The following is a 12,722-nucleotide window of genomic DNA, read 5'->3' as shown; positions in this document are numbered from 1 at the left end:
GAAGAGAAGTAAAAAAGAGCAGAAAGAACTGCTCTTTGAACAAATAGAAAAGTATTTACTTAGGAAGAACGGCCTTTTGAGGCTAGATCACCCCCAACTTAACACACTCCAATTCGGTCTGTTGGCGTGTTCTTTTAGTTGTGGGCATGGATTTACCAGATAAGCGTAGTTCGCGTATTCACAAAGCGGTAAATCGTTGATTGAATCGGTATAGAAATGGATTTCGGAATAAGGCTCAGGCTGATTTTCTAGCCACTGTTTTAATCGCGTGACTTTGCCTTCACGATAACTCGGAATACCGTCGATTTCAGCAGTATAACGGTTGTTTTTCTCGATTAAATCAATTCCGAGTGCGGTTGGAATATTAAGACGGCGACCAACGGCTTCCACCAAAAAAGTGACGCTGGCAGAGATGATAACCATATCTATACCATCACGAGACAGTTGCTCAATCAGGGTTTTGGCTTGAGGAAACTGTTTAGCCAGAATATGGCTTTCAACACATTCTTCAACCAAGGCGTTTACTTCTTCAATCGGCATGTTTTCTAGTGGCTTCATGGAGAACGCTAGGTAATCTTCCATGTCCATTTTGCCTTCAGAGTACAAGGCCATTAGACGCTGATCTTCCATAATAAATAAAGGATCAGTCGCGATGCCTCTATCAACCATAAACTCGTTCCAAATCATTGCGCAGTCAGCGTTTATTAGGGTTTCATCCATATCAAAAACATACAAAGGTTTGGACATGTTTAGGCTCTCACTGGTTGAATTTCGTTTAGGTTAAAGAGTAGCTCTAGTTGGCTGCCATTCGCTAGTAAGCGTTCTGAAGAGCGGTTAAGCAAGTCAACAGTGAGCTCACACTCTTCAACGTTCACTTGATAGCGAATAACATTACCTAGAAGCTGGTGGTTGGTGATCGTACCTACTTGTGGCGCTGAGATGTGGCTATCATATTGACGACCTTGCTCTTTTACATATATAGACTCTGGGCGAATCGCTACTTTCCATTCGGTATCAATGTTGAAGAGTTGCTTGGCTTTATTGGCCTCTACAAGGTTGTAGTGCCCCATGAAACCGGCCACAAACTCGTTAGCAGGATGAGTATAAATTTCTTCAGGTGTTCCTGCTTGAACAATTTCCCCTTTACTCATTAGGAAGATACGATCAGACATAATCATCGCCTCTTCTTGGTCATGAGTTACGAAGATAGTGGTGAGATTCATCTCTTTCTGAATGTCTCGGATTTGCTGACGAAGGTGTTTGCGTATTTTGGCATCAAGCGCAGAAAGTGGCTCATCAAGCAATAATATGCGAGGTTTCACCACCAACGCTCGAGCGAGTGCGACACGCTGGCGCTGACCGCCAGAAAGTTGATGCGGATAGTGTTTTTCTTTACCTGCCAGATCCACCAGCTTGATGACTTTAGCCACTTCACGTCGAATATCATCATTCGCAAGCTTTTTCATTTTTAAGCCAAATGCAATGTTGCCTTCGACGGTCATATTGGGAAACAGCGCATACGATTGAAAGACCATCCCAATACCACGCTCTTGCGGGACTTGATGCGTGATATCTTCTCCGTTTACCCAAATCTCGCCTCCATCGACAGGGTTAAGCCCAGCAAGGCTGCGAAGTAGTGTCGATTTACCACAACCGCTAGGGCCCAAAAGCGTAATGAATTCACCTTGCTCGATGTTAAAGTGAATGTCCTCAAATACGGTGTTATCACCAAAACATTTAGTCAGATTTTTCGCTGTTACGTAGCTCATTGTTTGACTCCTCGGCTGAAACGACTTGCCAACCAAGTCAGTAAAAAAATAAATAGGAAGTAGGTCATCACTAAGGCAGACGTAAAGTGGCCGCTCGTCTGACGCATGTTATACAAGTAGATTTGCAGGGTTTCATAACGTGTGCCGACTAAAATATTGGCGAACACAAACTCTCCCAATAGAAATGAAAATGAAAGGAAAAGCGATGCCATCAGTCCTTTTTTGAGGTTAGGTAAAATGACCATCAAAAACGCTTTGGTTGTGCTTGCTCCTAGCAAGTGTGCAGCGTCCATTAAATCGTTAAGGTTAATTGCTTCGAAGCTATTAGAAATCGCACGATACATGAACGGTAACGCGATGGTGAAGTAAGTACCTACTAGAATCCAAGGAGTACCGATAAGGGAGATTTCACTGTCAGCATAAAGTTGAAGCAAGCCGACGGAGGACACCACTGGTGGTACAGCGAATGGTAGCAAAACCAATACGTTCATGAGCTTATCGAGCTTCGGAAAGTAGTAAAACACCACGAATATCGCTGGCAGAACTAGAATCACACTGAGGGTTAGCGAAGCAATACAAATAAACAGCGAACGCCCAAATGCTTGCAAAAAGCGTGGGTCGGTCAGCAATTTAACGTACCAATCAAAAGTGAAACCATCTGGAAGCACCGTGGCGCCCCAGCGTGATGAAAGCGAATAGACAAAGGTCGCTAAAATCGGGATGAGCATGATCCCAACAATGGAATAAACCACCGTTTTATGGAATCGAGTATTAACGTTGTTCATGACTACTTCCTACCTGCATAGCTTTTCGAAATGAGCCATTGGTTAATCACTGTGATAAAGGCAAGTAACGCCATTAGAATCACCGAAATTGCAGCGGCGAGATTAGGTTCAAGGAACAGGTCTCCCGATACCAGACTCGCAATTCGAATTGTGATGACGTTATAGTTACCGGAGGTCAGCGCATAAACACTCGCATAAGCGCCAATTGCGTTGGCTATTAAGATAATAAAGGTACCGAATAAGGCTGGTGAGAGCACTGGCAGAGCGATTTTCGCCCAATACTGTGATGTTTTGGCTCCCAGTAGCGCAGCAGCTGCTTGCCAATCATCACTCAACGCGTCGAACGCAGGGTAGAGCAACAACACCGCCAGCGGGATTTGGAAGTAGATGTAAATGGCCAGCAGGCCCCATTTACCATAAAGGTCGAAATCACCGAGTAAGCCATACTGCTTGAGCAAAAGGGTAATCGCCCCATTGGTGCCCAAAATAATAATAAAAGCGAATGACAGAGGTACGCCTGCAAAGTTGCTGCTCATGTTCGTAAACGCAATCACACCGTCGCGGACTTTAGAATCGACTCTGCGTAGAGAAGAGACCAACAGAGTCGCAATGGCTAAGCCAAAAATGCTCGACCACACAGCTATCCACAAGCTGTTGCCAAACGCCTGCATCATAAAGGTGGAGTCGAGCACTTCAATGTAGTTATCGAAGGCAAACTCGCCATCGTAGATAAAGCTGTTTAACAGTACCCAAATCATCGGTGCGAGTTGAAATAGATAGAAAAACAGTGCGAAAGGCACCAACCAAATGGCTGGCTTAAAGCGCTTTAACCAAGTACTTGCCAAATTTGAGCGTGATTCGCTGGAGCTTGGGGAGAGGACTGAACTGCTCATAGTGCTAACAATTCCTGAGTGTATGGCTTCGTGTGGTCAAGGTTTAGCAATTGACAAACGGTGCCACAAATATCAGTTTGCTTAATATGACAATCTTGATGGGTAAACTTATCACCAATCACAAACAGGGGAACTTCTCGCTCTTCAGGTAAAATCCCACCGTGAGAAAGATCGTTGTTCATGCCATGATCGCTAGTCACAATGATTTGATACCCATCAGCAAGCCATTGATCGATGTAGTTGGAAAGAATAATGTCTGCACCTCGCGCACAATTGCGGTATTGGCGAGAGTCTAGGCCAAACTTATGTCCTGTATCGTCGATATTCATCGGATGGATCAGTAAGAAATCAGGTTGATAGTTGCGGCGTAAATACTCTGCGTCCAGGAACAAGGCTTCATCAGGATAATGATCCCAATGGTAAAAGCAGCCGTGCTGGATATTCAGGGTTTCATCATGCGTGAAACGATCGCGAACAGGTTCAAATGGCGCGCGATTATAAAGCTCACTTACCCAGTGGTAGGCAGCCGCAGCGGTCACTTTTCCTTGGGCTTTTGCCAAACTGAAAATGGAATCGTGTTTGGATAGACGAACGATATTGTTGTTTACGATGCCGCTTTCTACAGGGCGAACGCCCGTTAAAATGCACTCATAAAGTGGGCGAGACATAGAGGGCAGCTCACACTGCACAGGATAAAGCGTTGCGCGAGTTTCTTGTTGGGAACGACTTTGTTCTAGAAGACCATTGAGGTAGCCCATGCAATCACGGGCTACCTGATAGTTCAGTCCATCTAGAACAACAAGGATGACCTTATTGCTCATAACGACTTACTCTTATTGCTGGTGGATTAAGACACTTTCTTGCCATTGACGTGGCAGCTTACGTGCGGACTTTTCCCAAGCTGAGAAGTCAGTCACTGGGTGAACATTGCTGTATTGGTCATTAGCAATTAGCTTGTCTTGCACTGCTTGAGGCAGTGTGATGTTGGTGCGGATTGGACGCGCATAACCTTCTGCTAAGTTGATTTGCCCTTGATCGCTGAAGATGTATTCACGAGCAAGCTTTGCTGCATTAGGGTTCTTCGCGTATTTATTGATTATGGTTGTATAACCAGAAATCACAGAGCCATCTTGAGGAATGCTCACTGTAAAGCGGTCGCGGTCAATTTTGTCGCGGTAGTTCAATGCATTGAAGTCCCACATGATCGCCACTTCAACTTCGCCTTTTTCTAGGTTGGCGATGTTCGGATCGGTAAATGAAAGACGACCTTGCTTCGCGAGTTCAGAAAAGAATTTGAGCGCAGGCTTGAGGTTGGATTCGTCCCCACCGTTGGCGAACGCTGCGGCGAGAACCGCGTTGTTTGCCTGTGCTGCTACGCCTACGTCACCTACGGTCACTTTGTAGTCGCCTTTTAATAGGTCATCCCACGTTTTTGGCGCGTCTTTTACGAGGTTATTGTTGGAGATAAAAGAAATAGTGCCAGTGTAGGCAAGTGCCCAATGACCATCTTCGTCTTTTGCCCAATCTGGGATGTCATTCCAAGTTGTTGGTTTATATGGCTGAGTGACGCCTTTTTTTACCGCTACACGTGCAAAGGCAAAGCCTACGTCACCAATGTCTGCGGTCGCGTTTTTCTTCTCAGCTTCGAATTTTGCGATTTCTTGAGCCGAGCTCATATCCGTGTCTTGGTGCTTAAGGTTGTAATTTGACTTTAAATCAGCCCAAGTGTCTTTCCAGTTTGCCCAACTGTCAGGCATACCCACACTGTAAACCGCCCCTTCTTTTTGTGCTGCTGCTACCAAAGATTCAATATCGGCTTCTTTCGCTACTGTTGGCGTAGCGAGCGTTACCGCAATGATTGCCGCTGGTGCGGTAATTGAACGACTTAGCAAAGTTTTCATTGTCTCCATCCTTCTGGACTAGGTCAGTAAGTTCGCTTTGTATGCTATGGATGGAATGTGACGATTTAGCGCAAGTAATTTGACAGTTTTGCTGATTTTATATGGCACTTATATTTCATACGTTCAGTATGTGTTCTGTTGATTAATGTCATATTTTTGTTACGTAAACGCCTTATGTTATTCGTCAAATTATCGTTGGACTAGATCAGAATGAGAGCGACAGGCACCGGACAATTTGGTACCCAATTAGGAAAAATTAGAAGCAGCTTAAAACAGCAGATTCTTTCCGGCATCATGTCGGAAGGACAAAAACTGCCGTCAGAGAGAGAGCTCAGTGAGCTGTTTTCTACGACTCGAATCACTATCAAAGATGCGTTGGTGTCTTTAGAAACTGAAGGTCTTATTTATCGAGAAGAGCGCCGGGGTTGGTATGTATCTCCTGAGCGTATCTGTTACAACCCGTTGTCTCGTTCTCACTTCCATCAGATGATTCGAGAGCAGCATCGTATTGCAGAAACTAAGCTACTCAACGTGCGAAGTGAAATGGCCGCAGGTGAGTATGCCAAATCGTTAGAGGTTGAGCGAATTACCCCAATTTATGTGATTGAACGGTTACGTTTTATTGATGGGCGAGCGGTATTGTTTGTTGAGAACGTGCTCAAAGCGGCACTGTTTGAGGGTATATTGTCTGAGAACCTCACTATGTCCCTGACGGGCATTTATCGTGAGAAGTATGGTTACGAGACAAAGCGCTCTCGTTTTGATGTGATTCCAACGTCAGCTCCTGCTCATGTCGCTAAGGCGTTGAACCTAGCTGAAGGACAACCCGTTCTGAAAATTCGGCGGGTAAACTACAAACAAGATGGCAAATTAATGGACTGCGAATTCGAGTATTGGCGTCCAGACGCAGTGATGATTCGCATTGATAGCGTAGGATAAAGCGCAGAATTAAAAAGAGCCCAATGAAGGGCTCTTTTTCGCATATTGGTTAGAGAGGCGGTTTAAACGAGGCCTTGCTCTTTCGCCATTCTGCTTGCAATGCCGGGTGCTTTCCAAATGCTTGGCAGCAAAATGAAAGACACAGGTACGGCAGTAATTACAATGAAAGACTGCAATGCAGAAATACCACCAGAGCCCATTGAGATAAGCGCAATAGCGACAATACCCATAATCAGCCCCCAGAACGAGCGAATCACTGCGTTTGGTTCTGTTGAGCCCGTCATCACTACACTGATTGTGTAAGTCATCGAGTCACCCGTCGTCACGATAAATGTTGTCGTTAAGATCAGGAACAGAACCGAAATGATCATTGGGTAAGGTAATTCACCAGTAATCGCTAGCAGTGCTGCAGGCAAGTTAAAGCCTTCAAACGCAGATGAAATCAAACCAGGGTTATCAAGTTCAAACGCAAGGCCACTGCCACCAACGATACTAAACCAGAAGCAAGTAATCAGCGGTGCCGCGATGCTAATAGACATGATTAATTGGCGAATTGTACGACCACGAGAGATACGAGCAATAAAGATCGCCATCATTGGGCCATAACCGATAAACCAACCCCAGAAGAATACTGTCCACCAACTTAGCCAGCCTGTATCACCACGGTAAAGTGCCATAGGGAAGAAGTTATCCACCATACGACCAACGCCTTGCACGTAGCCATCAACGATAAAGCTTGTCGGCCCGAAGAACAGGATGTAACCAATTAATAGTACAGACAAAATGATGTTGTAACGACTGACGATTTGAATACCCTTGCTCAAACCGCTCAGTGCGGAAAGGGTATACATCAGGATCGCCGCCATAATAACCATACTTTGCGTTACGAACGTATCTGGCAGGCCAAACAATGAGTTTAGCGCGTAGCTAATTTGTAAACCTAAGAAGCCGATAGGACCGATGGTTCCTGCTGCTACTGCAATGATGCTACATGCGTCAGCAACATCACCAATCCAGCCTTTAATGGCTTTATCACCAAACACAGGGTAAAGCAGAGTACGCGGCTTAAGAGGCAGGCCTTTATCGTAATGCAAGTGCATTAAGACAATGGAAGATAGACCACCAAGGATCGCCCAAGCTAAGAAGCCCCAGTGCATAAAAGACTGAGATAGGGCATTGATTGCGGCAGTTTTCGGTGAGGCTTCCCCGTATAGAGGCGGAGCAGTCACAAAGTGCGCGATAGGCTCAGCTGCGGCCCAGAACACACCACCACCTGCAAGTAGAGTACAGAGTACGATTGACAACCACTTAAAGTTATCAATATCAGGTTTCGCTAGACCACCTAGGCGCACATAACCAGTGCGACCAAACGCAAGAGCCAAACCAATTAGGAAATTCAGAAGAAGCAGTACTTGCCAGTAAGCTCCGAAATATTTAGTAGCAAAGCCGAAGCCGGTGTTAACCATTGCGGTTAGAGAGTCGGTATTCGTTAGAGCAAGTAAAACGAATAGAGTGAGGAAGCTACCACTTAACCAAAAGACAGGATTGGTGAGTTCGAGGCGCTTGAGTAAAGATGGGGGATGAATAGCAGAATAGTCAGCATCCTGAATAGGCGCTGTGTGGGAGGCGGCATTCGTCATATTTGACATAATTACTTCGCTTTTTAGGGCTATGAAGCCGTGCATTTCCCCTCACATCGTTTCAACGAAAAGTGTGAGGATGTTCAAAAAGCCGATGATGTTAACATGTCGAAGTTGCAAATATAACCTTAGATTTCGATTAATTTTTAACAGGTTAGCCAAGTTGCTGATTTTTGGGTAGAGATCAAAAGAAAGAGTTTTTACGTGAAATGCACCGCATTTCGTATGTAATTAACATTTCCCTTGTTTTCGCATGGGTTTATCAGGATTACATTGAGAAAACATGTTTTTCCCAAGCTAAGGTTTAACTCGATGGCTCACTTCGAACTTAACGGGCAGTGGATGCTTACCTCGCCACAGCGCCCCAATCTTGAAATTCCAATGTTTATTCCGAGCGATAATGTGTCGGCGCTTTTACAAGCAGAGCAGATTCCAGATCCTTATTTTGCCGATAATGAAAACAAAGTTCGATGGATTGAAGAGTGTGAGTGGCATATCTCACGTGAGTTTGACGTCGACGCGTTTACGTTGTCTGCCAAGCAAATTTGGATGACGCTAACTCGTGTCGATACATTGGCAACCTTCTATGTTAATGGTGAGCTAGCACTAACTTGCAGCAACATGTTTACCCAGCAACGTGTGGATATTAAACCGCATTTAAAGCAAGGTACTAACACGATTCGGGTTGAGTTTGCTCGGGCGGATTTAGAAGGTATCGCAAGAGCAAAAAAACTGCCATTTCCTATTCCATCGGCAATGGGCAACAACCAAATTCCACACATGAACTTGATCCGCAAAACACAATGCCATTCCGGATGGGACTGGGGCATTTGCTTGATGGTATCGGGTATTTACGACCCCATTCAAATCGACATTGTGAATGAGCTTTGGCTCAAAGGCTTCTCGACAGAGCAGCAATGGCAAGCCGATGGGAGTGTGTTTCTTGATGTAGTAGTTGAAGTGGAAACGGACAGTCAACGCCATGAAATGATGGTTGAATTTAATGGTGAGCGTCAATGTATTCAAACAAAAGGAAGTGGTCACTATCATTGCCAGTTCCACATTTTGGAGCCTCAACGCTGGTGGCCATCGGGTTATGGCGAAGCGTATCTCTATCCCATTACCATTTCTTGCAGAGAGCAAAAGTTAACGCACAACATTGGTTTGCGTCAGTTAACCCTAAATAACCAAGCTGATGAGCACGGCTCTGCAATGGAATTTATCGTCAATGGCGTACCGATTAATGCTAAAGGTGCCAACTGGATCCCTATTGACGCAATGCCGGGGCGAGAGTACGAAACACGTTATCGCAACCTTTTGCAAAGTGCGGTTGACGCCAACATGAACATGATTCGCGTATGGGGCGGTGGTCAGTACGAGAGTGAAACCTTTTATAACCTTTGTGATGAACTTGGCTTGTTGGTGTGGCAAGACATGATGTTCGCCTGCTCGTTGTACCCATCAAACGACGAGTTTTTAAAAGACGTAGAAGAAGAACTTAGATTCCAAATCCCGAGGCTTAAGAAGCACCCATCAATCGCACTTTGGTGTGGTGACAATGAAGTGATTGGAGCTATTGGTTGGTATGACGAATCTAAGCGCAGCAAAGTCAAATACACGGTTAACTACGATCGCCTCAACCGCATGATTGAGAAGGAGATTACCGAGCAAGATAGCACTCGCCGTTTCTGGCCAAGTTCCCCATGTAATGGTGAACTGGATTTCGGTGATGCGTGGCATGATGATAGTAAAGGCGATATGCACTTTTGGGACGTTTGGCATTCAGGAAAATCATTCAGTGCCTACCTTGACGTGAATCCTCGTTTTTGCTCTGAGTTTGGTTTTCAATCTTGGCCATCTTTTGCTGAAGTTAAGCGGTTTGTCCCTGAGCAAGACTGGAATATTACATCCCCAACTTTCGAACAACATCAGAAGAACCCTCGAGGTAATAGTATTATCACAGAGATGTTCAAGCGCTATTTTCGTTTTCCCTCTGGATTCGAGAGCATGTTGTATTTAAGTCAAGTTCAGCAGGCAATCGCGATCAAAACTGCATGCGATCATTGGCGTGCCATTTCTCCAGTTTGTCGCGGCATGCTGTACTGGCAACTCAACGATAACTGGCCTGTCAGCTCTTGGTCTAGTTTGGAATACAGTGGTCGATGGAAGCAGTTGCACTACCATGCGAAGCGATTTTTTGCGCCACAGTATTTGGTATTTTCCGAGCATACAGGCAAGTTGAGCCTACATTTGCTCAATGATGCCAAAGAGTCCGCAAGCGTCAACGCACTGCTTAAGTGGGTAGATTGGCAAGGGGAAGAAAAGCGATGTTGGAGCTTAGAACAAACAGTCATAGCAGACAGCAATACGATTTTGTGGCAATTGGATGAATCGATCGAGAAGGACGAACTTACGTCAGGCTTCTTCTATGTTGAAGCGCAAATCGGTGAAGACAGAATAAGCAACACATGGTTTAGTACTCACGAGCTAAAAACCTTGCCGATAGCGAAAGCCAATATAGGTGTCTCTATTGAAGGGAGGAAAATTACATTGATTGCGGATAAGCCTGCGTTTTTTGTTCATTTGGAGAGTGATGCTGATGGAAGGTTCAGTGACTCTAGTTTTACTCTGTTGGCCAAGGTTCCAATGACGGTTGAGTATTTAGGTGATGATGTTTCAGGTATGCAGCAGTCGTTGAGGGTATGCCACCTTAATGATTAAAGCGGGCATAGAACATCTACATGCTGATAACTAAAAACGGAGCGTTTGCTCCCTTTTTAGTTACCAAGTATCCGTTATTAAGCTCAGGTTGAGACAGAAGTTTATTTAAGTTTCTGATGGACCCGATAGCTAACGACAAAGCCAATGTAGAATAGTGCAGCAAGAGTAATCACTGCCGTCGCGTACGCCAGCAGGCTGTTTAACCCTAAACCAAAAGCCAAAGTGAAGGCGATACCATGAATGGCTTCCGCAGGGATTCGGTACCAAGCAGCGTGGACGGAAGATCCGAAGAGGATAAAGGTACTAAGTAAGACAATCGTGCCGCCTATAAAGCCGACCCATCTGCTGTTGTTCATGTTGCAGTCTCAGGGGTTACCGAGGTAACGTAACAAAATATTTCAGGATCGTATTATACAACCGATCATCGCGAAAAGCGCTAGAGAAATTTCGCGGATAAAACAGAGTGTTTTAATTCGAACAAAAGAATACGACCATAGCCAACTTAATACAGGAATAACAAAACATGTTGAGATTTATACAACGTCGTCGCATTAAGAAAGTGATTAAACTAATGAGTACCAGATTGGTGGTGGGATACGGCAGTCGTGAGTATTTTTCGGTTGGTCAGGTAAAGACGAGCACCAGTGAGTTAAGCGCGTGCCAACAAAAAATTGCGTTGGCATTATATGCGGATCCGCAAGATCTTGATTTGGAAAATCAACCAGAGTTGCAAGCAATACGCTCAGACGTGGCGCATGATTTCTTTTCTGGTGCCGACTATACCGCTCAAGATGTGCTTAATTTACTCGGCTCTGGTGGCTGGAAAGGCGGCCGAATGGAAGATGGAATGTCTCATCATTTTGGTATGCACAGTCGCTATTAAAAACATGCGTTAATTTTATAAATTCGATAAATATTTTTGCTGTTAAAGATTAATTAAATTTTCTTTCAATTGGGTAACAATTACCTAATTATGCACCCGAATCCCAGCGCGTCGCTGGACTGGTTGGATTGCATACCATGAAATTAATCATCAAAGGATTGGGGCTGAGTGCTCTTGTGCTCAGCATGTTTGCTCATGCAGATAGCAAAACGTTGAACGTTTATGCATGGGGTGGCTATTTGCCGGAAGCATCGTTAAAAGCGTTTGAAAAACAAGAAGGCGTTACGATTAATTATTCGACATTTGAGAATAATGAATCAATGTACACTAAGCTGAAATTGCTAAAAGGTTCTGGTTACGATGTGGTTTTTGCTTCTGCGTACTTCATTGAAAAAATGGGTCGAGAAGGACTGCTTTCGAAAATAGATCACGCTCAAGTGCCAAACATGCAAGACACAATGGACGGCTTACTTGGCCAAGCGCACGATCCGAAAAATGATTACTCGCTGCCTTATATTTGGGGCATTACAGGGATCAGCTACAACGAATCCATGGTTGAGCAACCAGTGACAAAATGGGCTGACTTATGGGAGTCTCAATACGAACAACAAGTTATGTTGATTGATGACGTCCGCGACGTGTTCGGTATGGCGCTTAAGAAAAATGGCCATAGCGTGAACACAAAAGACGAAGCAGAAATCGAGCAGGCTTTTGATTCTCTAGTTGCGCTGAAAAACAACGTATTACTGTATAACTCAGATGCGCCGCAAGTCCCTTACGTGTCCGGTGAAACATCGGTCGGCATGCAATGGAACGGCAACGCATTCCAAGGACAGGTTGAAATGCCTGAGCTGAAGTTCGTGATGCCGGAAGAGGGCGCGGTATTATGGATGGACAACTTCACTATTCCGTCTGGCAGTAAAAACAAAGCATTGGCGCATAAATTTATTAACTTTATGTACCAATCAGAGAACCAAGCGGAAATCGTGACCAGTTTGGGTTATGCGTCGGCAACAAACGCTGGGCGTGACAAATTGCCAGAAGAGTTGAAAAATAACCGTACTATTTTCCCTTCATCAGAAGACATGAAAAAAGGCGAGTTTATTAATGATGTTGGCGCAGAAACGTTAGCGATTTACGAAAAGTACTGGCAACGTTTAAGAACGCAATAAGCAACGTCTTTGCCTATTG

Annotated in this window: 12 protein-coding genes; 4 read left to right on the top strand and 8 right to left on the bottom strand. The window is 44.8% G+C overall.

What is annotated here, in order from left to right; translation table 11 throughout:
* Positions 1-87 precede the first annotated feature (87 nt).
* From R7P35_RS06615 to R7P35_RS06590, 6 genes are read right to left on the bottom strand one after another with little or no spacing between them, the layout of a single operon-like run.
* Positions 88-747, bottom strand: a complete 660-nt coding sequence (locus tag R7P35_RS06615; protein ID WP_005373864.1) for an HAD family hydrolase — start codon at positions 745-747, stop codon at positions 88-90.
* Between the two features lie 2 nt (positions 748-749).
* Entirely contained in the window at positions 750-1,769 is a 1,020-nt protein-coding gene (locus R7P35_RS06610) for an ABC transporter ATP-binding protein (protein ID WP_085569185.1), read from the bottom strand.
* Entirely contained in the window at positions 1,766-2,554 is a 789-nt protein-coding gene (locus R7P35_RS06605; RefSeq protein ID WP_086047537.1) for an ABC transporter permease, read from the bottom strand. The genes R7P35_RS06610 and R7P35_RS06605 overlap by 4 nt, the downstream gene beginning before the upstream one ends.
* A 2-nt stretch (positions 2,555-2,556) precedes the next feature.
* On the bottom strand, positions 2,557-3,447 hold the full coding sequence (locus R7P35_RS06600) for an ABC transporter permease (RefSeq protein ID WP_085569183.1): 891 nt from the start codon (positions 3,445-3,447) through the stop codon (positions 2,557-2,559).
* Positions 3,444-4,268 (bottom strand): alkaline phosphatase family protein, encoded by an 825-nt coding sequence (locus R7P35_RS06595; protein WP_005373854.1) that lies wholly within the window; start codon positions 4,266-4,268, stop codon positions 3,444-3,446. Before R7P35_RS06595 ends, R7P35_RS06600 begins: the two co-directional genes overlap by 4 nt.
* Positions 4,269-4,280: 12 nt before the next feature.
* Complete coding sequence (locus tag R7P35_RS06590) at positions 4,281-5,348, bottom strand: ABC transporter substrate-binding protein (protein WP_005373851.1); 1,068 nt, start codon at positions 5,346-5,348, stop codon at positions 4,281-4,283.
* 210 nt (positions 5,349-5,558) lie between these two features.
* On the opposite strand from R7P35_RS06590, the gene R7P35_RS06585 reads away from it, so the two are divergent.
* Positions 5,559-6,287, top strand: a complete 729-nt coding sequence (locus R7P35_RS06585) for a UTRA domain-containing protein (RefSeq protein WP_085569182.1) — start codon at positions 5,559-5,561, stop codon at positions 6,285-6,287.
* Between the two features lie 62 nt (positions 6,288-6,349).
* Here the strand turns inward: R7P35_RS06585 and R7P35_RS06580 are convergent, their stop codons facing one another.
* Positions 6,350-7,936 (bottom strand): BCCT family transporter, encoded by a 1,587-nt coding sequence (locus R7P35_RS06580; protein ID WP_005373846.1) that lies wholly within the window; start codon positions 7,934-7,936, stop codon positions 6,350-6,352.
* A 303-nt stretch (positions 7,937-8,239) separates the two neighbouring features.
* Between R7P35_RS06580 and R7P35_RS06575 the strand changes: the two genes are divergently transcribed.
* Positions 8,240-10,648, top strand: coding sequence for a beta-mannosidase (locus R7P35_RS06575; protein WP_213879744.1), 2,409 nt, complete (start codon positions 8,240-8,242; stop codon positions 10,646-10,648).
* A gap of 101 nt (positions 10,649-10,749) precedes the next feature.
* On the opposite strand, the gene R7P35_RS06570 is transcribed toward R7P35_RS06575, so the two are convergent.
* The gene (locus tag R7P35_RS06570; protein WP_005387084.1) at positions 10,750-11,004 is read right to left on the bottom strand and encodes a hypothetical protein; all 255 of its coding nucleotides are present in this window, start codon (positions 11,002-11,004) and stop codon (positions 10,750-10,752) included.
* 167 nt (positions 11,005-11,171) lie between these two features.
* On the opposite strand from R7P35_RS06570, the gene R7P35_RS06565 reads away from it, so the two are divergent.
* Together R7P35_RS06565 and R7P35_RS06560 are read left to right on the top strand one after the other, a co-directional pair.
* Positions 11,172-11,531, top strand: coding sequence for a DUF6559 family protein (locus R7P35_RS06565; protein ID WP_017819807.1), 360 nt, complete (start codon positions 11,172-11,174; stop codon positions 11,529-11,531).
* A gap of 137 nt (positions 11,532-11,668) precedes the next feature.
* The gene (locus R7P35_RS06560) at positions 11,669-12,703 is read left to right on the top strand and encodes an ABC transporter substrate-binding protein (protein WP_047102765.1); all 1,035 of its coding nucleotides are present in this window, start codon (positions 11,669-11,671) and stop codon (positions 12,701-12,703) included.
* Positions 12,704-12,722 lie beyond the last annotated feature (19 nt).

This window comes from Vibrio sp. Vb0304 (genome assembly GCF_033338995.1).
Taxonomy (GTDB): domain Bacteria; phylum Pseudomonadota; class Gammaproteobacteria; order Enterobacterales; family Vibrionaceae; genus Vibrio; species Vibrio alginolyticus.
The sequence above is the reverse complement of the archived record's forward strand: the minus strand, read 5'-3'. Positions and strand labels throughout refer to the sequence as shown.